General features: G+C 67.3%; 20 protein-coding genes. 3 read left to right on the forward strand and 17 right to left on the reverse strand.

The annotated features are described in order from the left end of the window. Positions 1-2: 2 nt before the first annotated feature. The 15 genes from AC3FMM_RS05200 to AC3FMM_RS05270 all read right to left on the reverse strand — a co-directional run bounded on the left by AC3FMM_RS05200 (position 3) and on the right by AC3FMM_RS05270 (position 15,230). Positions 3-785: an endonuclease/exonuclease/phosphatase family protein gene (locus tag AC3FMM_RS05200; RefSeq protein WP_115708136.1), complete on the reverse strand. Its 783-nt coding sequence runs from the start codon at positions 783-785 to the stop codon at positions 3-5. After that, positions 782-1,291: a dihydroneopterin triphosphate diphosphatase gene (nudB, locus tag AC3FMM_RS05205; protein WP_115708134.1), complete on the reverse strand. Its 510-nt coding sequence runs from the start codon at positions 1,289-1,291 to the stop codon at positions 782-784. The genes AC3FMM_RS05200 and nudB overlap by 4 nt, the downstream gene beginning before the upstream one ends. A 103-nt stretch (positions 1,292-1,394) precedes the next feature. After that, entirely contained in the window at positions 1,395-2,306 is a 912-nt protein-coding gene (locus tag AC3FMM_RS05210; RefSeq protein ID WP_116313226.1) for a hypothetical protein, read from the reverse strand. 209 nt (positions 2,307-2,515) lie between these two features. After that, entirely contained in the window at positions 2,516-4,324 is a 1,809-nt protein-coding gene (gene aspS, locus AC3FMM_RS05215) for an aspartate--tRNA ligase (protein WP_115708132.1), read from the reverse strand. A gap of 65 nt (positions 4,325-4,389) precedes the next feature. Beyond that, on the reverse strand, positions 4,390-5,100 hold the full coding sequence (locus AC3FMM_RS05220; protein ID WP_115708130.1) for a DUF502 domain-containing protein: 711 nt from the start codon (positions 5,098-5,100) through the stop codon (positions 4,390-4,392). Between the two features lie 13 nt (positions 5,101-5,113). Beyond that, positions 5,114-5,452 carry an FmdB family zinc ribbon protein gene (locus tag AC3FMM_RS05225; RefSeq protein WP_115711538.1) on the reverse strand — a complete coding sequence of 113 codons (339 nt, stop codon included), beginning with the start codon at positions 5,450-5,452 and terminating at the stop codon, positions 5,114-5,116. 165 nt (positions 5,453-5,617) lie between these two features. Beyond that, a complete protein-coding gene (locus AC3FMM_RS05230; RefSeq protein WP_115708128.1) occupies positions 5,618-7,054 on the reverse strand; it encodes a high affinity choline transporter 1 in 1,437 nt (478 codons plus the stop codon). Positions 7,055-7,341: 287 nt separating this feature from the next. Continuing rightward, positions 7,342-7,962 (reverse strand): methyltransferase domain-containing protein, encoded by a 621-nt coding sequence (locus tag AC3FMM_RS05235; protein ID WP_115708126.1) that lies wholly within the window; start codon positions 7,960-7,962, stop codon positions 7,342-7,344. Positions 7,963-7,998: 36 nt separating this feature from the next. Beyond that, positions 7,999-9,576, reverse strand: a complete 1,578-nt coding sequence (ubiB, locus tag AC3FMM_RS05240; protein ID WP_116312135.1) for a ubiquinone biosynthesis regulatory protein kinase UbiB — start codon at positions 9,574-9,576, stop codon at positions 7,999-8,001. Positions 9,577-9,643: 67 nt separating this feature from the next. Beyond that, positions 9,644-10,351, reverse strand: a complete 708-nt coding sequence (locus AC3FMM_RS05245) for a ubiquinone biosynthesis accessory factor UbiJ (RefSeq protein ID WP_414249790.1) — start codon at positions 10,349-10,351, stop codon at positions 9,644-9,646. Positions 10,352-10,478: 127 nt separating this feature from the next. Beyond that, a complete protein-coding gene (locus AC3FMM_RS05250) occupies positions 10,479-11,462 on the reverse strand; it encodes a Tim44 domain-containing protein (protein WP_488686201.1) in 984 nt (327 codons plus the stop codon). A 73-nt stretch (positions 11,463-11,535) separates the two neighbouring features. After that, the gene (gene ubiE / locus AC3FMM_RS05255) at positions 11,536-12,267 is read right to left on the reverse strand and encodes a bifunctional demethylmenaquinone methyltransferase/2-methoxy-6-polyprenyl-1,4-benzoquinol methylase UbiE (RefSeq protein WP_115679357.1); all 732 of its coding nucleotides are present in this window, start codon (positions 12,265-12,267) and stop codon (positions 11,536-11,538) included. Positions 12,268-12,298: 31 nt separating this feature from the next. Beyond that, positions 12,299-12,715 carry a gamma-butyrobetaine hydroxylase family protein gene (locus AC3FMM_RS05260; RefSeq protein WP_012351720.1) on the reverse strand — a complete coding sequence of 139 codons (417 nt, stop codon included), beginning with the start codon at positions 12,713-12,715 and terminating at the stop codon, positions 12,299-12,301. An 88-nt stretch (positions 12,716-12,803) separates the two neighbouring features. After that, positions 12,804-14,669, reverse strand: a complete 1,866-nt coding sequence (locus tag AC3FMM_RS05265; RefSeq protein WP_115708117.1) for an ABC transporter ATP-binding protein/permease — start codon at positions 14,667-14,669, stop codon at positions 12,804-12,806. Positions 14,670-14,792: 123 nt separating this feature from the next. Further along, positions 14,793-15,230: an HIT family protein gene (locus tag AC3FMM_RS05270; RefSeq protein ID WP_115708115.1), complete on the reverse strand. Its 438-nt coding sequence runs from the start codon at positions 15,228-15,230 to the stop codon at positions 14,793-14,795. Between the two features lie 164 nt (positions 15,231-15,394). Here AC3FMM_RS05270 and AC3FMM_RS05275 point away from each other — a divergent pair, with 164 nt between their 5' ends. Continuing rightward, a complete protein-coding gene (locus AC3FMM_RS05275) occupies positions 15,395-16,423 on the forward strand; it encodes a fimbrial protein (RefSeq protein ID WP_116312131.1) in 1,029 nt (342 codons plus the stop codon). A 119-nt stretch (positions 16,424-16,542) separates the two neighbouring features. Here the strand turns inward: AC3FMM_RS05275 and AC3FMM_RS05280 are convergent, their stop codons facing one another. Continuing rightward, the gene (locus AC3FMM_RS05280; protein WP_414249793.1) at positions 16,543-20,517 is read right to left on the reverse strand and encodes a DUF3683 domain-containing protein; all 3,975 of its coding nucleotides are present in this window, start codon (positions 20,515-20,517) and stop codon (positions 16,543-16,545) included. 181 nt (positions 20,518-20,698) lie between these two features. After that, positions 20,699-21,277, reverse strand: coding sequence for a YqaA family protein (locus AC3FMM_RS05285; protein ID WP_111518313.1), 579 nt, complete (start codon positions 21,275-21,277; stop codon positions 20,699-20,701). A 319-nt stretch (positions 21,278-21,596) separates the two neighbouring features. On the opposite strand from AC3FMM_RS05285, the gene AC3FMM_RS05290 reads away from it, so the two are divergent. Together AC3FMM_RS05290 and AC3FMM_RS05295 are read left to right on the forward strand one after the other, a co-directional pair. Then, positions 21,597-22,103 carry a (2Fe-2S)-binding protein gene (locus AC3FMM_RS05290; RefSeq protein WP_115679351.1) on the forward strand — a complete coding sequence of 169 codons (507 nt, stop codon included), beginning with the start codon at positions 21,597-21,599 and terminating at the stop codon, positions 22,101-22,103. A gap of 12 nt (positions 22,104-22,115) precedes the next feature. Beyond that, positions 22,116-24,497: a xanthine dehydrogenase family protein molybdopterin-binding subunit gene (locus AC3FMM_RS05295; RefSeq protein WP_115708110.1), complete on the forward strand. Its 2,382-nt coding sequence runs from the start codon at positions 22,116-22,118 to the stop codon at positions 24,495-24,497. The last annotated feature ends 20 nt before the right edge of the window (positions 24,498-24,517 follow it).

Below are 24,517 nucleotides of genomic sequence, written 5' to 3' on the forward strand. Positions count from 1 at the left end.
CCTCAGGCGGCCTTGTCCGCGGGCGCGTCCCGCTCCACCATTTCGCCGAGCGGATGGCCCAGCTCCGCCACCAGCGGCACGTGGTCGGAGCGTTGCGCCCAGTCGCGCCCGGTCAGCGCGTGGGCGCGTTCGATCTCGTAGCCGCGCACATAGATGCGGTCGAGCTGCCACCACGGCATATGGCTGGGAAAGGTGTGCAGCCGCGCCCCACGCGCATGCGAGGCCTCGACCGCGCCCAGCGTATTGCAGATCTGCGCGTCGAGCCGGTGGTTCCAGTCGTTGAAGTCGCCGGCGATCACCAGCGGCACGCCCGCCGGCACCACGTTCTGCACACGCTCCACCAGGGCCTCGGCCTGGCGCGCACGGCTGCGCGCGAACAGGCCGAAATGCACGCAGATCAGGTGGGTCTCGACGCCGTGCACGTCCGCCACCGCGTGCAGCAACCCGCGCTGCTCGAAGCGGTGGTCGGAAATATCGAGGTTCTCGGACATCAGGATCGGATGGCGCGACAGGATCGCGTTGCCGTGATGGCCGTAGTCGTAGACCGCATTGCGGCCGTAGACCGAATGCGGGTACGCATCGGTCGCCAGGTAGTTGAGCTGGGTATGGTCGGGATCAAACAGCGCCGCCGCCACCAGGCGGTCGTTGCGGTCCTGCACTTCCTGCAGGAAGACGATGTCGGCATCCATGGCATGCAGGCCGGCCCGCACGTTCTGGATGCGCGGGCGCCGCGACAGGCCGGTCACCCCTTTGTGGATGTTGTAGGTGACCACGCGCAGCTTCATGGCCGGCCTCCGAGGGCTGCCTCGCGGCTGGCATCGGTGCCCGCAGCGGCCGGCGCGCCGGCACCGCCCGCGCGCCATCCCAGCTGGCGGATGGCATCGGCATTGCTGCTGGAAAAGCACTGTTGCGCCGCCTGCTGCCACGGCAGCCACTTGTACTGCAGGTGTTCACGTGGCGCCAGCGTCACCGGTAGTGCCTCGGCCACGCGCAGGCCGAACCAGTGCTCGGTATTGCGCGTCACCCCTTCGGCGTAGCGGTGGCGCCACTGCGGATAGATGTCATACTGGATGGCATGGCCCCAGTCGGTCAGCTGGTGTTCGCCGGCGATGATGCCGGTTTCCTCGGCGACTTCACGCGCGGCGGTCAGAGCCAGGGGTTCGTCCAGGGTGTCGAGGCTGCCGGTGACGGACTGCCAGAAGCCCGGGCGATCGGCGCGTTCCAGCAGCAAGACTTGAAGATCTGGCGTGTAAATCACCACCAGCACGGATTCCGGGATCTTGTATGACATGGGTCTGGGCCAAAGGACAAACCCAAGGATAGCGCAGGCGCGCGCGCTTGCCACGGGAAAGCGCTGCGGCGCCCGTGCGCGGGCGCCGCAACTTGTGGCCGTGTCAGGCTGCGCTGCGCGCGCCCTGCATGCCGTGCGGGGCCAGGTAGGGTTCGGTGCTGCCGTGGCGCTGCCAGGTGTCGAACACCTGCGGCGATTCGCCGTGGCCCCAGGCCGCGCGCAGCTGCTCCATCAGCGGTGCCAGCGCGTGGCGGTAGCGCTTGGCGGCGGCATGCGCGTGGGTGGCCAGGGCGTCGGCGCGCTGGCGCACTTCGCCCTGCAGCCGCATCCGTTCCTGCGCGATTTCCTTCTCGCGCTGGCCCAGCGTGTTGTACTTCTGGATCAGGAAGCGCTGGTAATCGCCGCCATCCATGCCCTGCGCCGCCTGGGCATTGACCTGCTCGAAGCGCAGCACGATGCTGCCGGTTTCCTGTTCGATATGGGCGGCCTCGGTATCCAGCGCCTGCAGCGCCTCCTGCACGCGCTGGGCGTCGCGGCGCAGCGCCTGCACCTGCGCGGCCTCGTCCTCGAACACGCGCTGCGCATCGAGGTAGGCTTGCACCACCGGTTGCGGCGCCACCACCAGCAGCGGATCAGCGCCATCGGCGCGCTGTCCGGCAAGCAGCGCATCGTCAGCCACGCGCAGGTTGCCCAGCTCGTCCAGCCAGCGTCCGCGCGTCATCACCACGCCGACGGTGTCCAGTGCCAGCCGGCGCAGGGCTTCGGCGCGCTGCATCTCGACCGGCTCGGCCGCCGCCTGGGGCGACGCCGCCTGCACCGCGTGGGCGATATCGGGCACGCACGCGGCCACCGTGGTCGCCACCGATTCGGACATGGCCTGCGCCGCGCGGCGCTGGGCGCGACGCAGCTCGAAACGGGCCAGCAGCATCATGATCAGTCCGGCCGCCAGCCAGGTCAGGATGGTTTCCTGGTGGGCCAGCAGGAACTGGCGGATCAGTTCGGTATCCAGGTTCAGGTTCACGAATTTCCTCCCGAGTGCCGGGGACCTTCATGACAGGGCCCCTCGGCAAATTACGTGTCAAAGGAAGGAGACCGGCCCGCCGCCGGCTTCGTTCCGACCGGTAACAAATCGAAACCAATGCGCCGGGTGCCGATGTTGCGCAAAAAGCAAAAAAGCCGCGCAACCGCGCGGCTTTTCTTGCAGATCATGCGATCGGGAACCGGTCAGGCGTTGGGCTTCGGTTCGGCGGTGCGCAGGCGGATATGCAGCTCGCGCAGCTGCTTCTCGTCGACCGAGCTCGGTGCCTGCGTCAGCAGGTCCTGGGCACGCTGGGTCTTGGGGAAGGCGATCACGTCGCGGATCGAGTCGGCACCAGCCATCATCGTGACGATGCGGTCCAGGCCGAAGGCCAGGCCGCCGTGCGGGGGCGCGCCGTACTGCAGCGCGTCGAGCAGGTAGCCGAACTTGGCGCGCGCTTCCTCGTCGTTGATCTTGAGCGCGCGGAACACCTTGCTCTGGATGTCCGAGCGATAGATACGGACCGAGCCGCCGCCCATTTCCCAGCCGTTCAGCACCATGTCGTAGGCCTTGGCCACGCACTTGCCCGGATCGGTCTCGAGGTATTCCAGGTGCTCGTCCTTGGGGCTGGTGAACGGGTGGTGCATCGCGACCCAGCGCGCGTCTTCCTCGTCGTACTCGAACATCGGGAAGTCCACCACCCACAGCGGCTTCCAGGCGTCCTCGAACAGGCCATTGGCCTTGCCGAAGTCCGAGTGGCCGATCTTCAGGCGCAGCGCGCCGATCGAGTCATTGACCACCTTGGCCTTGTCGGCGCCGAAGAAGATGATGTCGCCGTCCTGCGCGCCGGTGCGCTTCAGGATCTCGGCAATGGCGGCGTCGTGCAGGTTCTTGACGATCGGCGACTGCAGGCCGTCGCGGCCCTTGGCCACTTCGTTGACCTTGATCCAGGCCAGGCCCTTGGCGCCGTAGATGCCGACGAACTGGGTGTAGGCATCGATCTCGCCGCGCGAGATGGCGCCGCCGCCCGGCACGCGCAGGCCGACCACGCGGCCGTTGTCGCTGTTGGCCGGGCCCGAGAACACCTTGAAGTCGACGTCCTTCATCACCTCGGTCAGCTCGGTGAATTCCAGCTTGACGCGCAGGTCAGGCTTGTCCGAGCCGAAGCGGGCCATCGCCTCGCGGAACTCCATCACCGGGAATTTCGCGTCGAGGTCGACGTCGATGGCGTTCTTGAACACCGTGCGCATCATGTCCTCGAACAGGTCGCGGATTTCCTGCTCGGTCAGGAACGAGGTCTCGCAGTCGATCTGCGTGAATTCCGGCTGGCGGTCGGCGCGCAGGTCCTCGTCGCGGAAGCACTTGGTGATCTGGTAGTAGCGGTCGAAGCCCGACACCATCAGCATCTGCTTGAAGATCTGCGGCGACTGCGGCAGCGCGAAGAAGTGGCCCGGGTTCACGCGCGACGGCACCAGGTAGTCGCGCGCGCCTTCGGGCGTGCTCTTGCCCAGCATCGGGGTCTCGATGTCGATGAAGCCCTGCGCGTCCAGGTACTTGCGCACTTCCATCGCCACCTTGTAGCGCAGGCGCAGGTTGTACTGCATCTGCGGGCGGCGCAGGTCCAGCACGCGGTGCGTCAGGCGCGTGGTTTCGGACAGGTTGTCGTCGTCGAGCTGGAACGGGGGCGTGACCGACGGGTTCAGCACGGTCAGCTCATGGCACAGCACCTCGATCTTGCCCGAGGTCAGGTTGGCGTTCTCGGTGCCGGCCGGACGCGGGCGCACCTTGCCGGTGACGCGGATGCAGAACTCGTTGCGGATCTCTTCCGCGGCCTTGAACATCTCGGGGCGATCCGGGTCGCACACCACCTGCACCAGGCCCTCGCGGTCGCGCAGGTCGATGAAGATCACGCCGCCATGGTCGCGGCGGCGCTGGACCCAGCCGGTCAGGGCCACTTCCTGGCCCGAGAATTGTTCGGTCACCAGACCGCAGTAGTGAGTACGCATGGAGGACATAAGGAGATTCCCGGTAAAACGCGGCTGCCCGACAGCATCGGCCAGCCCGTGATCAGTTTGGAGGCTCAAGGATCGGTGGTCTGGACCGGTTCCTCGCTGCTGGACCTGCCGGCCGGACTCGTGGATACCGGCCGGGGCGCGCTGCCGTTCTTGCGCGGCAATTCCGCCGGTGCCACCACGCCCATCGAGACGATGTACTTGAGCGCGGCGTCGACGGTCATGTCGAGTTCGATGGTGTCGGCCTTGGGCATCATCAGGAAGAAGCCCGAGGTCGGATTGGGGGTGGTCGGCACGTAGACGCTGACGTACTCGCCCTGCAGGTGGTTCTGCACGTCGCCGCCGGGGCGCCCGGTCAGAAAGGCGATGGTCCACGAGCCCTCGCGCGGGTACTGCACCAGCAGCGCCTTGCGGAAGGCATTGCCCGACGACGACAGCAGCGTGTCGGACACCTGCTTGACGCTGGTGTAGATCGGCCCGACCACCGGGATATGGCCCAGCAGCGCTTCCCACCAGCGCACCAGGCGCTGGCCGATGAAGTTATGCGCGAGCAGCCCGACCAGCAGGATGAACAGCAGCGTCAGGATCGCGCCCAGGCCGGTCACGCGCTTGCCGAACATCAGCCGGTCCGGCCGCCAGGCTTCCGGCAGCAGCGCCAGGCTCTGGTCCATCGTGCCGATGATCAGGCTCAGCACCCACAGCGTGATGCCCAGCGGCACCAGCACCAGCAGCCCGGTCAGGAACCAGGTCTTGAGAGCGGAAGTCTTCTTGGCTACCACGGGCGGGTCCGGCTCAGTGGCAGGCGCAGGCGCTGCCGCAACCGCCGGCAGCCGGCGCCGCGCTCGCTGCAGCCGTGCCGCTCGACGACGATTCGGCCGCCGCCGGCGCGCTCGCCGCAGCCGCTGCAGTGCCGCCGGTGGCCGCGGGCGCGCTGGCGCCGCCGCTGCCGCCGCGGAAGTCGGTCACATACCAGCCGGAGCCCTTGAGCTGGAAGCCGGCAGCGGTCAGCTGCTTCTTGAACGCGCCGGCGGCGCCGCAGGACGGGCAGTCCGTCAGCGGGGCATCGCTCATTTTCTGCAGCACATCGCGCCCGTGGCCGCAGGCGTCGCAACGGTAGGCATAGATCGGCATGGTGTTATTTCGCGAGAAAAACTTGGGAATCGGTACCAGGGCGGACATCGCCGCCAGCCGGGGCGGCCGCGGGAATATCCCGCGCGGCGATGCAAAGCCTTGAATTATAAACCGTTCCGGGGCCGCCTGATCGGCGGAAATAAGGGGGTGGGCGCCCCCGCGCCGTCAGGCGATATGGACTTCCTTGACCGGCGCGTGATCTGCAATCCACTGCGGCAGCAGCGAGCCGATCACCATGCCGCTGACCGAGAACAGCAGTCCCACCATCTGCGGCGGCACCACGGCATCGGCAAAGGCAACCTCGCAGGTCAGCCAGGATGACAGGCCCAGCAGGATCGCCGCCAGCCCGCCCTGGCGGGTGGCGTGCTTCCAGAACATGCCGAAGGCCAGCGGCACGAACGACGACACCAGCGTGACCTTGTAGGCATTTTCGACCATATGGAAGATCGACAGGTGCGAGTTCAGCGCGAACAGCGTCACCAGCGTGGTGAACACCAGCACCACGGTCTGCATCACGCGCAGGAACTGCTTGTCGTCGAGATGGCGGAAATACGGGCGCAGGATGTTCTCGGCAAAGGTCACTGACGGCGCCAGCAGCGTCGCCGAGGCGCAGCTCTTGATCGCCGACAGCAACGCGCCGAAGAACATCACCTGGGCGAACATCGGCGCGTGCTGCAGGATCAGCTGCGGCAGGATCAGCTGCGAGTCGGTGTCGATGTACTTGGCCACCATGCCCGGGTCGATCAGCGTGGCCGAATACGCCAGGAACATCGGGATAAAGGCAAAGCAGAAATACAGCACGCCGCCCAGCACCGAGGCGCGGCCGGCGATCTGCTCGGTGCGCGACGAGGTCACGCGCTGGAACACGTCCTGCTGCGGGATCGACCCCAGCATCATGGTGAACAGCGCCGCGGCGAAGCCGATGATCTGCACGAAATCCAGTGCCGGCAGGAACTCGAACTTGCCCGCCGCGGCCGCGTGCGACACCACCGCCGTGACGCCGCCGGCCTGGCCGCTGACCTCGTAGCCGATATACATCATGCCGATCACGATGATGATCATCTGGATGAAGTCGGTGATCGCCACCGACCACATGCCGCCGAACAGCGTATAGACCAGCACGCTGCCAGCGCCGATCATCATGCCGGCCTCCTGCGACAGCGCGCCGTCCGACACGGTATAGAACACCAGCCCCAGCGCCTTGATCTGCGCCGCCACCCAGCCCAGGTACGAGACCACGATGCACAGCGTGGTCAGCACCTCGGCCAGCCGCCCGTAGCGGTTGTGGTAGTAGTCGCCGATGGTCAGCAGGTTCATCCGGTACAGCGGCCGGGCGAAGAACAGGCCCACCAGGATCAGGCACAGCGACGAGCCGAACGGGTCGGACACCACGCCCGACAGGCCTTCCTTCAGGAACACGGCAGGGATGCCCAGCACCGTCTCCGAGCCGAACCAGGTGGCGAAGACGGTGGCGGTGACGATATGGAACGGCAGGCTGCGCCCGGCGACGGCGAAATCGGTGGTGTTGCGCACGCGCAGCGCCGCCCACAGGCCGATGCCGACCGAGATTACCCAGTAGATGATGACAAACCAGATCAGCATGCCGCTGCCCTATGCAGAAGGTGCCCTTGTGGCGAAAAACCGAATGCCGGGCGGCAGGGCGCGGGTCGCGCACGGTGGCCCGGAGTCCAATTCATCGGTCGGGGCCGCATATCGGGGTGCCTGGCGCTGTCCCGGCGAGGCGGGCAACGCGGCGGGGCCCGCGGTCGTAGCCGAATCAAAACGCGGATTATAGCGACGCAGACCGGCGCGGGCGAAAAAAATTCCCCGCTGGCGCGAATGCGCCACGCGGGGCACCGCCTGCGCCACAAGCCGGATGCCCGGCGGGTTCAGCCGCCGCGCCGGCGCCATATCTGCCAGCGCTCCTGCCCCTGGAACACCGGCAGCGGCGCGGCCGAGGGCCGGTCCTCGATGCGCTCGAAGGCCGGCCCGAGCAGCGCATCGAGCTCCGTCTCCGGCATCGCGAACGGCGGTCCGCCGCGGTTCTCGCCCAGGTAGAAGTAGCCAGCCAGCAGCCCGCCCGGCGGCAGCAGCTCGGCCACGCGGGTGCCATAGGCCGCGCGCAGCGCCGGCGGCAGCGCGCACAGGAAGGCGCGCTCGTAGATGAGCTCGCACCGCGGCTGCGGCGTGAAGGCAAAGAAGTCGCCCTGCTGCACCACCGCCCCGGCCGGCCCGAGCGCGCGCCGCGCCGACGCCACCGCCTGCGCAGAAAAGTCGATCGCCGTCACCGGCCAGCCGCGCTCGAACAGCCACGCCGCCTCCCAGCCGTTGCCGCAACCGGGCACCAGCGTGGGACACGGCTGGCGGCCTTCGACAAAGCGGCGGAATTCTTCCGGCACGCCGCCCAGGTCCCAGGGCGTGAAGCCTTCCTTGAAGCGCTCGTCCCAGAACGCCGGGTCGCCGGCATTGCGCGTGGTAAAGCCGGGCACCGGCCTGGTGGTATCGCCCATGGGTCTGTCTCCGTCCTTTGTGGTATTGGCCTGCGCCTACCAGTAGCCGGCCCAGCCCAGCACATGCGTGAGTACGATGCCGGCGACAAAGCCGCCCACCAGCAGCACCGCGGTGCCGAGCAGCCGGTTGGTGCGACGCTGCTCCACCACCAGCATCGCCAGCAGCTTGTCCTGCTCGCCGTTGGTGGTGAGCGCCCGCCGCTCCAGGAACTGGTGCGCCAGGCGCGGGAAGTCGGGCAGCATCTTGGCCCACAGCGGCGCCTCAACCTTGATCCGCTCCCAGGCGCCCTGCCAGCCCACCTGCTCGTGCATCCAGCGCTCCAGGAACGGCTTGGCGGTCTTCCACAGGTCCAGGTCCGGATCGAGCTGGCGGCCCAGCCCTTCGATATTGAGCAGGGTCTTCTGCAGCAGCACCAGCTGCGGCTGGATCTCGACGTTGAAGCGGCGCGAAGTCTGGAACAGCCGCATCAGCACCATGCCCAGCGAGATTTCCTTAAGCGGCTTGTCGAAGTACGGCTCGCAGCAGGCGCGCACCGCGCTTTCCAGTTCTTCCACGCGGGTCTCGGGCGGGACCCAGCCCGATTCCACGTGCAGCAGCGCCACGCGGTGATAGTCGCGGCGGAAGAAGGCGATGAAGTTCTGCGCCAGGTAGTTCTTGTCGAATTCCGACAGCGCGCCGACGATGCCGAAGTCCAGCGCGATATAGCGGCCGAAGGTCTCGGGCTGCACCGACACCAGGATGTTGCCCGGGTGCATGTCGGCATGGAAAAAGCCGTCGCGGAATACCTGGGTGAAGAAGATCTCGACGCCCTCCTCCGCGAGCTGGTGCATGTCGACGCCGGCGGCCTTGAGCGACTCGGTGCGCGAGATCGGGATGCCGTGCATGCGCTCCATCACGAACACCGTGCTGCTGCACCAGTCCCAGAACACCTCGGGCACCAGCAGCAGGTTGGTGTCGGCAAAGTTGCGGCGCAGCTGGCTGGCATTGGCCGCCTCGATCATCAGGTCGAGCTCGTCGTGCAGGTATTTGTCGAACTCGGCCACCACCTCGCGCGGCTTCAGGCGCTTGCCGTCGGCCCAGAAGCGCTCCAGCCAGGTGGCCATGTCGCGCATCAGCGCCAGGTCGCTGTCGATCACCGGCAGCATGCCCGGGCGCAGCACCTTCACCGCGACCTCGCGCCCATGGCAGGGGCCGCCCTTGAGCGTGGCGAAGTGCACCTGCGCGATCGAGGCGCTGGCCACCGGCTGGTGCTCGAAGGTCTCGAACAGCTGGTCCAGCGGCCGCCCCAGCGAGCGCTCGATGATCCTGACCGCCACCGCCGAATCGAACGGCGGCACCTGGTCCTGCAGCTTGGCCAGTTCGTCGGCAATATCCGGCGGCATCAGGTCGCGCCGGGTCGACAGCACCTGGCCGAACTTGACGAAGATCGGGCCCAGCCGCGTCAGCGCCAGCCGCAGCCGCACGCCGCGCGGCATGTCGAGCTTGCGGCCGATGGTGATGACCCGCACCAGGAAACGGATCCTGCGGCTGCTGAAGCCGGAGAGCACCAGCTCGTCCAGGCCGTAGTAGAGGATGACGAAAAGGATCTTGCCAAGGCGCAGGAGGCGGGTCATTCGGGAGTCTTCACGGGGCCGGGCAGGCAGTCAGTGGATGATCGGGGGGAAGCGCGGCTTGGCCGCCTCAGCGGTGCGGCGACGGCAGCTTGCCGGACGGGCCGGACGCGCCGGACGGGCCGGAGGAGCCCGGCGCTGGCGGCGTGCCGCCGCGCTCCAGGCGCTCCAGCCGCTTCTCCAGCCGCGCCAGGCGGTCGCGCACCTGGCCCACGCCGGCGCCAAAGTCATCCAGCGCGGCGTGGCGTACCAGGGTCGGCTGTTCGTCTAGCAGGTAGTCGGTGACGTTGTCCAGCAGCGCCCGGCCCACGCGCGTGGCCTGCTCATGGACCTGGCGCGCGCCATCGACCACGCGCTGCGCCACGCTGTCGCTGACCGGCCCGCCGAGGATGCCGCGCAGCGCGCGCGACAGGTCCTCGGCGGCATCCCAGCGCAGGTTGCGCGCCAGCGTCGACACCGTATTGGCCAGCTCGGCGTCGCCCTCGATGCGCACATGGCGCATGGCGGCCGCCTGGCCACCTTCGGCCACGTCTGCGGCAACCAACGGCCACTGCTGCACCGGCACGCGCAGCGTCACCGCGGGCGCCTCGGCCGCGCGTGCCAGCTCCGTGCAGCCGTGTTCGGTCACCTTCAGCGACAGCTCGAAGGCGGCGGCGTCGAAACGGATCACGCGTCCGGCAAACGGCGCCAGCTGGTTGCGGGCCCACGGCTCCTGCTCGAGCAGGTGATTCAGTGCCGCGACGGCAGGCGTGGCCAGGGCGGAAGGCAGAGTATTCATGACAGCGCGGTTGGCGGGCAGGCGGCGACGCGCGGGACCGGCGTCGCAAACAAAAAGGCCCACGCTTTCGCGTGGGCCTCCATTCTAAGCTACTCCCCCCGGCGCATCACCGCCGCGGGGTGCGGCATCAGGACTCTTGCTGGATCCCGGCCAGCAGCCAGCCACCGCTGCCGGAGACCGGCTTGGCCAGGTTCCAGACCTCGCCGAACGGCTGCGCCGCCTCGCCCGCCTTCTCGCGGATCATGCCCGAGAAACGCACGCTGGCCAGGTGCTGGGCCGGCGACGACTCGATGCCGAGCAGCTGGGCTTCGAGCGTGACCACATCGGTCTTGTTGACCTCGGCGCCGCGCTCGGCCAGGTCCATCTTGATCTCGGCGAACATTTCCGGCGTGGTGAACTCGCGGATATCGTCCAGGTTGCCGGCATCCCATGCAGCCTGCAGGCGCACGAAGTGAACCTTGGCGTTGCGCAGGAAGGATTCGGCGTCGAAATCGGCCGGCACGCCCCACGGCTGCTGCGCCACGGCCCCCGCTGCGACCGGCGCTGCGGATGCCGGCAGGACCGGGCTGCCCGACACGTTGCCCGACACGTTGCCCGACGAAAGTGGCGTCGGCTCGCCGCGGAACATCGGCTCCGCGTTGCGGCCGAGGTTCGGCGCGCCGCCGGCACCGGCATAGGCCGGCTGAGCCGTGCGCTTGCTGCCACGGAACTTGCGGATCAGCCAGATCGCGGCAAAGGCCACCAGCGCGATCAGGATCAGGTTGGACAGGAAGGTCAGCGCCGCGCCGCCCAGGCCGAAGTGCGACAGCAGCCAGCCGATGCCCAGGCCGGCGGCGATGCCGCCGAGGATGCCGCCCCAGTTGCGCTTGGGCGCCGCGGCCGCGGCCGCGCCGGCTGCGCCGGCGGTGGCCGGTGCCGCCTGCTGTGCGGGTTGCTGCGCCTGTTGCGTGGGCGAGGTAGGCTGGGTCTGCTGGCGCTGGGTCACCGACTCGGACTGCTTGCCAATGCTGCGCGAGCCGCCCATGCGCTTGGCCTCGGCGTCGAACGCCATGCCGACGGCCAGCGCCGTGACCAGCGACCCCACCAGGAATTTTCCACGAATTGACGACATATGCTGTTATCCCCTGTCAGTTTCACCCATATACGGGCGAGCATGGCGATTTCAAGTGTTCTTTCAAGTGTTCTCAATACTTGCGCCCGACGTGGAGCGCCACCACTCCGGCCGTCAGATTGAAGTATTCGACATTCTCCAGGCCTGCATGTTCCATTAAGCGTACAAGCGAAACCTGGTCTGGATGCATTCTGATCGATTCCGCGAGATAGCGATAGCTGGGGGCATCCCCTGCCACGCGCTGGCCCAGCCACGGCAGCACCTGGAAAGAATAGACGTCGTAGGCCTTCTCCAGCGGTTTCCACACCTTGGAGAACTCCAGCACCATGACCTTGCCGCCCGGCTTGACCACGCGGCGCATCTCCGCCAGCGCAGCTTCCTTGTGCGTCATGTTGCGCAGGCCGAAGGCGACCGTGACCAGGTCGAAGTAGTTGTCGGGGAACGGGATTTTTTCCGCGTCGCACAGCGCCACCGGCGTGACGATGCCCTTGTTGAGCAGCCGGTCGCGGCCCACGCGCAGCATCGACTCGTTGATGTCGGTCAGCCACACCTGTCCGGTCGGGCCGGCCTGCTTCGCGAACGCCTTGGCCAGGTCGCCGGTGCCGCCGGCAATGTCCAGCACCTTGTGACCCGGGCGCACCCCAGCCTGCGCGATGGTGAACATCTTCCACAGCCGGTGCATGCCGCCCGACATCAGGTCGTTCATCACGTCGTACTTGCTGGCCACCGAATGGAACACGCCGGCAACCTTGCCGGCCTTTTCCGTTTCGTCGACCTTTTCGAACCCGAAGTGGGTTTCACTCATCTTTCAAGACTCCAGGATTGTCGGGGGCGGCTCAGTGATGGCCGCAGGCGTGCCCGCCACCTGCGGCGGGCATCGGGGTGTCGCGGTCCGCGCCGGCGGCTTCCAGGCGCTGCAGGTAGTCCTGCCACAACGCGTCCTGGTTGTCGCCCAGGCGGTACAGCAGGTCCCACGAATAGATGCCGGTGTCGTGGCCGTCGGAAAAGCGGATCTGGATGGCGTAGTTGCCGACCGGCTCGACCGCGTCGACGCCGACCTCGCGCTTGCCGGTCTGCAGCACCTCCTGTCCAGGGCCATGGCCCTGGACTTCGGCGGAGGGCGAATACACGCGCAGCAGCTCGAACGGCAGCCGGAAGCTGCGGCCATTGTCGAAGCCGATCTCGAGCACGCGCGATTGCGTGTGCACCGTCAGCGCGGTGGGATGGGGGGTGTCTTTTTCCAGGCCTGCCATGGTGATCGCGGCCCGCTGAGGGGCGCCGGTGAGGGTGATTGCCGCATGATGCCGCCGTGGCCGCGCCGGCTGCCGCGGCAGCCCCGCATCACGCTTCGCATACGACCCGATAGCTTACCCCAGGCTCGCCGGCTTGCGCAGCCCGGGCCGCTTCCGCGTCCTGCGGCACGTAGCGCAGCCTGCGCTGGTGGAACGCCGCCACGGTGCTGCGGTGCGCAATGCTGACGATCGCCGTTTGCGGCAACTGCTCCACCATCAGCTGGTACATGGCGCGCTCGGTATCCTCGTCCAGCGCGCTGGTGGCTTCGTCGAGGAACAGGTAGTCGGGCTTCTGCAGCAGCGCGCGCGCAAAGGCCAGGCGCTGCTGCTCGCCCGGCGACAGCCGCAGCGACCAGTTGTCGAACACGTCGAGCTGGTCCGCCAGCGCGGCCAGGCGGGTCTGGCGCAGGGCCGCCTGCAGGACTTCCTTGCTGTGCTCGGTGCCCGCGTCCGGGTAGGCCAGCGCATCGGCCAGCGTGCCGATCGGCAGGTAGCTGCGCTGCGGCAGGAACAGCCGGCGTGCCCCTTCCGGCATGGTCACCGTGCCGCTGCCGTACGGCCAGATCCCGGCGAGCGCGCGGAACAGCACGCTCTTGCCGCAGCCTGATGGGCCGCTGACCAGCCAGCGCTCGCCCGGCGCCACCGCCAGCGAGAACGGCGCCACCAGCGGCCGCTGGCCCACCGCCGCGCCGCGCGCTGCGCGCACCGGCAAGGCCAGCGCCAGGCTGTCGATGGCGATGCCCTCCTGCGGCTTGCCGTGGTAAGCCACCTCGATATCACGGCTGCCATCCTGCGACGCATCCTGCCGCTCGGCCACGCGGATGGCTTCGTGGAAGTCGATCAGGCGGTTGGCCGCCGCCTTCCAGCCCACCAGCGTGGCATAGCTGTCGACGAACCACGACAGCGCGCCCTGCACCTGGCCGAACGCGGAACTGGTCTGCATCAGCCCGCCCAGCGTCATCTTGCCGGCGAAGTAGCGCGGCGCCGCGACCAGGATCGGGAAGATGATGGCGAACTGCGCATAGCCGGAACTGACGAAAGTCAGCCGCCGCGTATAGCGCATCAGCTGGTTCCAGTTGGCGCGGATGCGGTCGAAGCGCGCGCGCAGGCCGGCCTGCTCGGTCGGCTCGCCGCGGTACAGCGCCACCGGCTCGCTGTTCTCGCGCAGGCGCACCAGCGTGAAGCGGAAGTCTGCTTCGTATTGCTCCTGCTGGAAGTTCAGGCCGATCAGCGGGCGGCCGACCACGTGCGCCACCAGCGAGCCGATCACCGCATAGCCGGCCGCGAACCACACCATATAGCCGGGGATGGTCCATTCGGTGCCGCCCAGCGCGAAGCTGATCGGTCCGGACACGGTCCACAGGATGCCGACGAAGGACAGCAGCGTCACCACCGAGTTGAGCAGCCCCAGCGACAGCGACAGCGCGCCGTCGGTAAACAGGCGCAGGTCATCGGCAATCCGCTGGTCGGGGTTGTCGGTGGCGTGGGTCTGTTCGATGCGGTAGTAGGCCTGGTGCCCGAGCCAGTGCCCCATGAAGCGGCCGGTCATCCAGGTACGCCAGCGCATCTGCAGCATCATGGTGTAGTACTGGCGCGAAATCGCCGCGACGATGAAGAACGCCGCGATCCATGAGAAGCGCAGCAGCAGCACCTTGAACGAGGCATAGTCGCGCTGCTCCAGCGCGTTGTAGAACACGCGGTTCCATTCGTTGAGCAGCACGTTGATATAGACGATGCCCAGGTTCAGGGCGATCACCAGGGTAAGCAGGCCAAGGCCAGCCACGCGGTCTTCGGATTTCCAGTAGGGCTTGATCAGCGCCCAGGTCGCTGCCATGCGCAGCCGGCTCTGGATCTTGAGGGCCTTGGCAGGGACGGCCGGGCCCGGTACGGTGACTGAGGTCGGAGTGGAGGACATAGGGACAGCGCTTGACCCGCCAGCGGATGCCGGCCGGGCTTGTTGTTCTGGATACCGTGGCGACGGGCCACGGCGTCAACAGCATTCAGACGGCCGGGGCCGGGCGCGGGTTCCGCGCGCCCCTCAGGCGTCGTCGGCCTGGAGCAGCGAAAGCGCCGTGCGCAGCGCCGGCAGCCGGCTGGCCAGTTCCTGCACGCGCGCGGTATCCGCGGCGCGCTGCGGCGCCGCCCAGATGGCCTCGGGGAAATGCGTGTCCCAGCGGTAGCGCGGAATGATATGCCAGTGCAGGTGCGGCACCATGTTGCCGAAAGCGGCCAGGTTGACCTTGTCAGGCGTCATCACTTCGCGCACCACCCGCTCCGCGCGCGCGACCAGCCGCATCAGCCACGCCTGGTCGGCCTCGTCAAGGTCGCTCAACTCGGCCACGTGGTCGTTCCAGACGATGCGGCAGAAGCCGGGAAAACGGTCATGCTCGACCAGGATCAGGCGGGCGCGGTCGCCCATCCAGACCAGTTCGCCGCCGTCGGAGCGGCACAGGGCGCAGTCGGGAACTCCGCTCATGAGGTGATTTTATCCATGGATGCTTGTTGTTCGCGACAAGGCTCGCTGTCGTTTCCGCATATGCAAAAAACGTGCTGAGGATACCGTTTTCAGGTTTGGCTTATTGTTTCCCTTGTTTGCCGCTGGAATAGTGATTGCCTCCAGGCAACAATCAAATAGTAGTCATGACCAGCTGCGTGCACCGCAAACAGGCAAATCGATGGATCGCCGCCCTCAGGCTTTGCGCGCTCCTGCTCTGGAGTATGAGCCTTGCTTCCCCGGCGACCGCCGACTGCATTGTCACAAGCGGCAATCCCGGCACTGCAACCATCTCGCTACCGGCAACAATCAGTGTACCGCGCGACACGCCGACGGGAACCGTTCTCTACGACAGCAACTGGGTTGCGGCCGGCCCGGTAAATATTTCGTGCAGCGGCACGTTCCAGTACACGTATGGCTATGCGAGCCCGATGCAGCTGGTGCCCGGCTACAGCAACGTATACCAGACGACTGTCGCCGGCATCGGCATCAAGGCGGGTTGGGCAAACTGGATGTCCGGCACGCCCAGCATCGACAGCGCCCCGCTGGCCTCGCCGCCGGTATCACAAGCCATTACCAACCAGGCCTGGACCCCATACGGCCCGATGAGCCGCTACCGCATGCAAATGGTCGTCACGGGTCCGGTGAGGCCGGGTACCGTTACGCTGCCCCCCCTGCTGGCGCAAGCCAGCTATGGCTCGCTGACCGTTGCCCAGCTGATGATAAGCGGCAATACGCAGATCATCGCCCCGGCCTGCACCGTGCAGACCCCCTCCTTGACCGTCAACATGCCGCCGCTCAGCGCCTCCGCCTTCCAGGCCACGGGCTCGACAGCCGGCCAGACCGCATTCAGGCTGTTGCTCAGCTGCTCCGGTCCGACTGCCATCGCCATGACCCTCACCGATGCCACGCAGCCCGGCAACACAGGCAGCAACCTGTCGCTGGCAAGCGGGTCGAGTGCCGGTGGGGTGGCCTACCAAATCCTCTACAACGGCACGCCGATGAGTTTCGGGCCCGCGTCGGCGGTAGCCGGCAACCTCCACCAGTTCAATGTCGGCACCGTGACCGGCGCCAGCGACATGCAAGTCCCGCTGACTGCGCGCTACATCCGTACCGGCACTGTGACGCCGGGCACGGCCAATGCCGCCGCGACGTTCACAATGAGCTATCAATAACGGCGCAGGAGCGCCGTACACCAGCCCCCGCAGCGGCACACTTACCCTCCCGCCGGCACGCGCCTTCGGGGCATACTCGGGAGCCAGTTCTCGCGTAGCCGACGACTGGCTCCCCTTGCTCAGACCAGCACCCTCTCAATGCCGCCGGCATTGGCCTTCTGCACGTACTCGGGAAGCCAGTTTTCACCCAGCAGGTGCTTGGCCATCTCGATCACGATGTAGTCCGCCTGCACCGACGCATCTTCCTTGTAGCGCGACAGTCCCTGCAGGCACGACGGGCAGCTGGTCAGGATCTTGACGTCGCCGGTAAAGCCGTCGGCGCGCAGCTTGTCGGCACCCTTGGTCATTTCCTCTTCCTTGCGGAAGCGGACCTGCGTCGAGATATCCGGGCGCGTCACCGCCAGCGTGCCCGACTCGCCGCAGCAGCGCTCGTTCTTCTCGATCTTGCCCAAACCCGTGTTGCCGCCCATCAGGTCGTTGACCAGCTTGGTCGGGTCCATGGTCTTGATCGGGGTGTGGCAGGGATCATGGTACATGTAGCGCGTACCGGTCACGCCCTCCAGCTTGACGCCCTTCTCGAGCAGGTACTCGTGGATGTCGATGATGCGGCAGCCCGGGAAGATCTTCTCGAATTCATACCCGGCGAGCTGGTCGTAGCAGGTGCCGCAGCTGACCACCACGGTCTTGATGTCGAGGTAGTTCAGCGTGTTGGCCACGCGGTGGAACAGCACGCGGTTGTCGGTGACGATCTTCTCGGCCTTGTCGTACTGGCCGCTGCCGCGCTGCGGATAGCCGCAGCACAGGTAGCCCGGCGGCAGCACGGTCTGCACGCCGACGTGCCACAGCATCGCCTGCGTCGCCAGCCCGACCTGCGAGAACAGCCGCTCCGAGCCGCAGCCCGGGAAGTAGAACACCGCTTCCGATTCCGGCGTGGTCGCCTTCGGGTCGCGGATGATCGGCACGATCTCGTTGTCTTCGATGTCGAGCAGCGCGCGCGCGGTCTTCTTGGGCAGGTTGCCCGGCATCTTCTTGTTGATGAAGTGGATCACCTGCTCGCGCACCGGCGGCTTGCCGACGGTCGCGGGCGGATGCGCGGTCTGCTTCTTCGCCAGCTTCTTCAGTACGTCGTTGCCCAGGCGCTGCGCCTTGTAGCCCCAGTCGATCATGACCTTGCGGGTCAGGTTGATGGTCTCGGGGTTGGTGGCGTTGAGGAAGAACATCGACGCCGCGGTGCCGGGGTTGAACTTCTTCTGCCCCATCTTGCGCAGCAGGTTGCGCATGTTCATCGAGACGTCGCCGAAGTCGATCTTGACCGGGCACGGCGTCACGCACTTGTGGCAGACGGTGCAGTGGTCGGCCACGTCGGAGAACTCGTCCCAGTGCTTGACCGAGATGCCGCGGCGGGTCTGCTCCTCGTACAGGAAGGCCTCGACCAGCAGCGAGGTCGCCAGGATCTTGTTGCGCGGGCTGTACAGCAGGTTGGCGCGCGGCACGTGCGTGGCGCACACCGGCTTGCACTTGCCGCAGCGCAGGCAGTCCTTGACGCTTTCGGCAATGGCGCCGATGTCGCTCTGCTGCATGATCAGCGACTCATGCCCCATCAGGCCGAACGATGGCGTATAGGCATTGCGCAGGTCGGCGCCAGGCAAGAGCTTGCCCTTGTTGAAGCGGCCCTGCGGGTCGACCTTCTGCTTGTAGGCGCGGAAGTCGCCGATCTCTTCCTCGGTCAGGAACTCCAGCTTGGTGATGCCGATGCCGTGCTCGCCCGAGATCACGCCGTCCAGCGATCGCGCCAGGTCCATGATGCGGGCCACCGCGCGGTGCGCATCCTGCAGCATGTCGTAGTCGTCGGAGTTGACCGGGATGTTGGTGTGGACGTTGCCGTCGCCGGCGTGCATGTGCAGCGCCACGAAGACGCGGCCGCGCAGCACCTGCTTGTGGATCTTCTGGGCCTCGTCCAGGATCGGCTTGAATTCGCCGCCGTTGAAGATCTTGCGCAGCTCGGCACGGATCTCGTTCTTCCACGACACGCGGATGGTGCGGTCCTGCAGCAGGTGGAACACGCTGGCGTCCGGCTGCTGGTGCAGCCGCGCCTCGAACTCCTGCCCGAGCAGCCCCAGCCCGTGCCCGATCAGCGAGGCCTTGGCCTGCGCCAGCGGCGTGTCCAGATGGCCTTGCAGATAGCGCCAGCGCGCACGGATCTCGCGCAGCAGCGTCAGCGCGTGCTGCACGCGGTCTTCCAGCAGCTCGGCGCTGGGGATTTCGTTGGCGTCGTCGCTGCGGCCCAGCGGCAGGTTGCCGCGCGCGAAGAACGCTTCCAGCGCGTCGACCAGCTGCAGCTTGCTCTTGATCGACAGCTCGATATTGATGCGCTCGATGCCGTCGGTGTATTCGCCCATGCGGTTCAGCGGAATCACCACGTCTTCGTTGATCTTGAAGGCGTTGGTGTGCTTGGCGATGGCGGCGGTGCGCGAACGGTCCAGCCAGAACTTCTTGCGCGCCTCGGGGCTGACGGCGATAAAGCCTTCGCCGCTCTTGCCGTTGGCCATGCGGATCACTTCCGAGGTGGCGCGCGCCACGGCGTCTTCATCGTCGCCGACGATATCGCCGATCAGCACCATCTTCGGGAAGGCGTTGCGCTTGCTCTTGGTGGCGTAGCCGACCGCGCGCAGGTAGCGCTCGTCCAGGTGCTCCAGGCCGGCCAGGATGGCGCCGCCGGGCTTGCGCGTCTCGGCATCGAGGAAGTCCTTGATCTCGACGATGCTGGGGATGGCGTCGCGCGCCTGGCCGAAGAACTCCAGGCACACGGTGCGGATGAACTTCGGCATGCGGTGCAGGATCCAGCGCGCGCTGGTGATGATGCCGTCGCAGCCTTCCTTCTGCACGCCGGGCAGGCCGGCCAGGAACTTGTCGGTGACGTCCTTGCCCAGGCCTTCCTTGCGGAACTTGCGGCCCTCGATGGCGAGCGTCTCGGTGCGCAGCACCTTCTCGCCCGGGGCGCGGTTGCCGTCCGACCACTTCAGCTCGAAGGTGGCCACCGGCACGTCGTGGATCTTGCCCAGGTTGTGGTCCAGCCGGGTGATTTCCAGCCAGTTGCCCTCCGGGTCCACCATGCGCCACCAGGCCAGGTTGTCCAGCGCGGTGCCCCACAGCACGGCCTTCTTGCCGCCGGCGTTCATGGCGACATTGCCGCCGATGCACGAGGCGTCGATCGAAGTCGGGTCGACCGCGAACACCAGGCCAGCCTTATCGGCCGCGTCAGCCACGCGGCGCGTCACCACGCCGGCGCCGGAGAAGATGGTCGCGACCTTGTGCGACACGCCCGGCAGGTCGGTCTGCTCGACCGGCCCCAGCTGCTCCAGCTTCTCGGTATTGATCACCGCGCTCATCGGCGTCAGCGGCACGGCGCCGCCGGTGTAGCCGGTACCGCCCCCGCGCGGGATGATGGTCAGGCCGAGCTCGAAGCAGCCCTTGACCAGGCCGGCGATCTCTTCCTCGGTGTCGGGCGTCAGCACCACGAACGGGTATTCCACGCGCCAGTCGGTGGCGTCGGTCACGTGCGACACGCGCGACAGGCCATCGAACTTGATGTTGTCCTTCTGCGTGACGCGGCCCAGTACGCGCTGCGCGCGCTTGCGCAGGTCGTAGGCGGCGGCGAATTCGTTCTTGAAGTCCTCGATCGCCTGCTTGGCGAAGGCGACCAGCTGCTCCACGCGGTGCGAGCGGTCCTCGGCGGCGGGCTCGGCGTGCTCGGCACGGTCGGCGGCGCGGCGCTTCTCGATCTCGTTCAGGCGGTGGTGCAGCGCGCTGACCAGCATCTGGCGGCGCTTGGGATTTTCCAGCAGGTCGTCCTGCAGGTAGGGATTGCGGCGCACCACCCAGATATCGCCCAGCACCTCGTACAGCATGCGGGCCGAGCGGCCGGTGCGGCGCTCGCTGCGCAGCTCGTCCAGGATGCGCCAGGCTTCCTCGCCGAGCAGGCGGATGACAATCTCGCGGTCCGAGAAGGACGTGTAGTTATAGGGGATTTCACGCAGGCGCGGCGGGGCGTCCTGCGCGGCGAGCTTGGCGTCGAGCACGAGTGGGGCGTTCATGGGGGGACCGCTTCCTGCTGCGCACGGGGACAGTGCGCGAATCGTTCAGTAAAGGGCGATTGTACTGCAAGCCCTGCTTTCGCCGCACCGCAGCATGACGGAATCCTTGTCGGAACAAGGGATTAGCGACTGTCCGGGCGCCCGATGCGCCCCGCAAGACGGTCCCGAAGCCGCGCCGGAATCAGAACCAGGCCTTCACGGTGTGCGCAATGTTCTGCCAGAAAGTGTCCGGAATCCACATCAGCCCAGCGGTCATGACCAGGTAGCGCAGGAACTTGCCGACCGCCATCCAGGCCAGGCTGGGCCAGAAAGACAGGCGCAGCCAGCCGGCCAAAGTGCACAATGGATCACCAACGCCGGGCAGCCATGACATCAGCAGCGTGGGCGGGCCCAGCCGGCGCATCCAGCGGAAGTAGCGCGCATCGAGCTTGGGCTTGGGCGGCTTGCGCGCGTGGGCGCGGTGCTCCAGGTGTTCGGCCTCGTGCTCGCGCGCACGGCGCCGCTTGTGGTAGCGCACCAGTGCCAGCTTGGCCGCGTAGCCCAGCCACCAGTCGATCGCGCCGCCAACCGTGTTGCCGGCGGTGGCCACCAGGATCGCCGGCCAGAACATCTGCGGATTGAGCTTGACGTAGCCGAACACGGCGGGCTCGGAGCCGAGCGGCAGCAAGGTGGCCGACACCAGGCTGACCACGAAGATCGCGGGCAGGCCTACCTTGGGCAAGGCAATGGTTTCGAACAGCCAGTCGAAGAAGGCTTCCATGTAAGGGGACAGGGCCGGTGGCGCGGCTCATTCTAGCGGGCCGTGCCCCAAACGGGGCGCGGGCAAACCACATGGCACCTGTGCGGGATTTGTGATTAACTGTTAGAGCCTGTCGCGGCCAAACGTTCGCCGGCCGTGCCGATGCGCCGGCCGCAAGGTTCGCTGGCGCACCAACCGCAGTTGCAGCGGCAGCACCAATATCACGAATTAGCCGTCCTATAGCCGTCTTAAGCGGCAGTACCGCGTCGTGGCCAGTCCCGCGCTTTGCTTTCGGGATCTGGGAATTGGTCATGCGCGTCCACCCCACATGGAGACAAGCATGGCGATTCCGATCCGCCTGACGGTCAACGGCAAGCCCGTTGACGCGCAGGTAGAACCCAACACCCTCCTGGTCCAGTTCCTGCGCGAACAGCTGCGCCTGACCGGCACCCACGTCGGCTGCGACACGGCGCAGTGCGGCGCCTGCACGGTCCACCTGGATGGCCGGGCGGTCAAGTCGTGCAACATCCTGGCGCTGCAGGCGGACGGCGCCACCGTGACCACCATCGAAGGACTGGCCGGGGACAAGGTTGGCAACGGCCTGCACCCGATGCAGGAGGCTTTCCGCGAATGCCACGGGCTGCAATGCGGCTTCTGCACGCCGGGCATGGTGATGAGCGCGACCGCGCTGGTCCAGCAGCATCCCGACGCCGACGCCGCCACCATCCGCGCCCACCTGGAAGGCAACCTGTGCCGCTGCACGGGCTACCACAATATCGTGCGTGCGGTGCAGCAGGGCCAGGCGGCCATGCAGGGCACGGCGGCCAGCGCCGCCAGCGCGGAATAAGGGGGACCTGCCATGAACGCACCCGACAACCAGCGCCTGGTGGGCGCTTCGGTCAAGCGCAAGGAAGACTACCGCTACCTGACCGGCAACGGCCAGTACACCGACGACATCGTGCTGCCGCAGCAGAGCTACGGGTATTTCCTGCGCTCGCCGTACGCGCACGCGCGCATCCGCTCGATCGACAAGACCGCGGCGCTGGCCGCGCCCGGCGTGATCGCCGTGCTGACCGGCGCCGAGCTTGCCGCCGACAAGGTGGGCGGCCTGCCCTGCGGCTGGCTGATCCACAGCATCGACGGCACGCCGATGAAAGAGCCGCCGCACCCGGTGATCGCCCACGACAAGGTGCGCCACGTCGGCGACCAGGTGGCGCTGGTGATCGCCGAGACCCTGCAGCAGGCGCGCGACGCCGCCGAGCAGATCGAGGTCGACTACGAAGAGCTGCCTGCCGTGGTCGGCGCCGCCGATGCCGCATCGGCGTCGACGCTGGTGCACGACGACGTGCCGGCCAACACCTGCTACACCTGGGGCCACGGCGACAAGGCCGCCACCGACGCCGCCTTCGCCAAGGCCGCGCACGTGACCACGCTGGAGATCGTCAACAACCGGCTGATTCCCAACGCAATCGAGCCGCGCGCGGTCAACGCCAGCTATGCGCGCCAGGACGACAGCTACACCGTCTACGTCGCCAGCCAGAACCCGCATGTCGAGCGCCTGCTGATGGGCGCGTTCGTGCTGGGGCTGCCGGAATCGCGGCTGCGCATCATCGCGCCCGACGTCGGCGGCGGCTTCGGCTCCAAGATCTTCCTGTATCCGGAAGACGTGGCGCTGACGTGGGCATCGAAGAAGGTCGGCCGCCCGGTCAAGTGGACCGCGGACCGCAGCGAGTCGTTCCTGACCGACGCGCACGGCCGCGACCACGTGACCAAGGCCGAGCTGGCGCTCGATGCCGACGGCAAGTTCCTGGCGATGCGCGTGCATACGGTCGCCAACATGGGCGCGTACCTGTCGACCTTTGCCAGCAGCGTGCCGACCATCCTGTATGCGACGCTGCTGGCCGGCCAGTACTCCACGCCGGCGATCTATGCGGAGGTCAAGGCGGTGTTCACCAACACCGCGCCGGTGGATGCCTACCGCGGCGCGGGGCGGCCCGAAGCGACCTTCGTGGTCGAACGGCTGGTCGAAACCGCCGCGCGCGAGCTGAACATCGATCCGGCCGAACTGCGGCGCAAAAACTTCATCCGCCAGTTCCCGTACGCAACCCCGGTGGGCCTGACCTACGACACCGGCGACTACGAGCCGTGCCTGGCGCGCGCGCAAGAGCTGGCCGACGTCAAGGGCTTCCCGGCGCGGCGCGACGAGGCGAAGCAGCGCGGCAAGCTGCGCGGCCTCGGTTATTCCTGCTACATCGAGGCCTGCGGGCTGGCGCCTTCCAACATCGCCGGCGCGCTTGGCGCGCGTGCCGGCCTGTTCGAGGTGGGCGAGATCCGCGTGCACCCGACCGGCACGGTGACGGTCTTCACCGGCTCGCACAGCCATGGCCAGGGGCACGAAACCACTTTCGCGCAAGTGGTGGCCGACCGCCTCGGGCTGCAGCTCGACCAGGTCGAGATCGTGCACGGCGACACCGGGCGCGTGCCGTTCGGCATGGGCACCTACGGCTCGCGCTCGCTGGCGGTGGGCGGCTCCGCCATCGTCAAGGCGCTCGACAAGATCGAGGCCAAGGCCAAGAAGATCGCCGCGCACCTGCTGGAGGCGTCTGACAGCGACATCGAGTTCAGCAACGGCGTGTTCCGCGTGGCCGGCACGGACCGCACCAAGACCTTCGGCGAGGTCGCGCTGAGCGCCTACGTGCCGCACAACTACCCGCTCGACAAGCTCGAGCCGGGCCTGAACGAAAACGCCTTCTACGACCCGACCAACTTCACCTACCCGTCCGGCGCCTATGTGTGCGAGGTGGAGGTCGACCCCGACACCGGCGCGTCGCAGGTGGTCAAGTTCACCGCGGTCGACGACTTCGGCAACATCATCAACCCGATGATCGTCGAAGGCCAGGTGCATGGCGGCATCGGCCAGGGGCTGGGCCAGGCCATGCTGGAGCAGTGCGTCTACGACGAAGACAGCGGCCAGCTGCTGACCGGCTCGTACATGGACTACGCCATGCCGCGCGCCGGCGACCTGCCCGACTTCACCGTCGAGACCGCCAGCGGCACGCCCTGCACGCACAACCCGCTGGGAGTGAAGGGCTGCGGCGAGGCCGGCGCGATCGGCTCGCCGCCGGCCTTCATCAACGCGCTGGTCGACGCGCTGTCGCCGCTGGGGGTGAAGGATGTGCAGATGCCCGCCACGCCGCATCGCGTATGGCAGGCGATCCAGGCAGCGCAACCCCAGCCCTGAGCCACCGCACCGCAAAGGAA

The organism is Cupriavidus sp. 207A1 (genome assembly GCF_057798955.1).

What these genes read in the sequence shown, in the direction of transcription:
- AC3FMM_RS05200 (WP_115708136.1), bottom strand. Translation starts at nt 785, where the DNA reads ATGAAGCTGCGCGTGGTCACCTACAACATCCACAAAGGGGTGACCGGC.
- nudB (WP_115708134.1), bottom strand. Translation starts at nt 1,291, where the DNA reads ATGTCATACAAGATCCCGGAATCCGTGCTGGTGGTGATTTACACGCCA.
- aspS (WP_115708132.1), bottom strand. Translation starts at nt 4,324, where the DNA reads ATGTCCTCCATGCGTACTCACTACTGCGGTCTGGTGACCGAACAATTC.
- AC3FMM_RS05225 (WP_115711538.1), bottom strand. Translation starts at nt 5,452, where the DNA reads ATGCCGATCTATGCCTACCGTTGCGACGCCTGCGGCCACGGGCGCGAT.
- AC3FMM_RS05230 (WP_115708128.1), bottom strand. Translation starts at nt 7,054, where the DNA reads ATGCTGATCTGGTTTGTCATCATCTACTGGGTAATCTCGGTCGGCATC.
- AC3FMM_RS05235 (WP_115708126.1), bottom strand. Translation starts at nt 7,962, where the DNA reads ATGGGCGATACCACCAGGCCGGTGCCCGGCTTTACCACGCGCAATGCC.
- ubiB (WP_116312135.1), bottom strand. Translation starts at nt 9,576, where the DNA reads ATGACCCGCCTCCTGCGCCTTGGCAAGATCCTTTTCGTCATCCTCTAC.
- AC3FMM_RS05245 (WP_414249790.1), bottom strand. Translation starts at nt 10,351, where the DNA reads ATGAATACTCTGCCTTCCGCCCTGGCCACGCCTGCCGTCGCGGCACTG.
- AC3FMM_RS05250 (WP_488686201.1), bottom strand. Translation starts at nt 11,462, where the DNA reads ATGTCGTCAATTCGTGGAAAATTCCTGGTGGGGTCGCTGGTCACGGCG.
- ubiE (WP_115679357.1), bottom strand. Translation starts at nt 12,267, where the DNA reads ATGAGTGAAACCCACTTCGGGTTCGAAAAGGTCGACGAAACGGAAAAG.
- AC3FMM_RS05260 (WP_012351720.1), bottom strand. Translation starts at nt 12,715, where the DNA reads ATGGCAGGCCTGGAAAAAGACACCCCCCATCCCACCGCGCTGACGGTG.
- AC3FMM_RS05265 (WP_115708117.1), bottom strand. Translation starts at nt 14,669, where the DNA reads ATGTCCTCCACTCCGACCTCAGTCACCGTACCGGGCCCGGCCGTCCCT.
- AC3FMM_RS05270 (WP_115708115.1), bottom strand. Translation starts at nt 15,230, where the DNA reads ATGAGCGGAGTTCCCGACTGCGCCCTGTGCCGCTCCGACGGCGGCGAA.
- AC3FMM_RS05275 (WP_116312131.1), top strand. Translation starts at nt 15,395, where the DNA reads ATGACCAGCTGCGTGCACCGCAAACAGGCAAATCGATGGATCGCCGCC.
- AC3FMM_RS05280 (WP_414249793.1), bottom strand. Translation starts at nt 20,517, where the DNA reads ATGAACGCCCCACTCGTGCTCGACGCCAAGCTCGCCGCGCAGGACGCC.
- AC3FMM_RS05285 (WP_111518313.1), bottom strand. Translation starts at nt 21,277, where the DNA reads ATGGAAGCCTTCTTCGACTGGCTGTTCGAAACCATTGCCTTGCCCAAG.
- AC3FMM_RS05290 (WP_115679351.1), top strand. Translation starts at nt 21,597, where the DNA reads ATGGCGATTCCGATCCGCCTGACGGTCAACGGCAAGCCCGTTGACGCG.
- AC3FMM_RS05295 (WP_115708110.1), top strand. Translation starts at nt 22,116, where the DNA reads ATGAACGCACCCGACAACCAGCGCCTGGTGGGCGCTTCGGTCAAGCGC.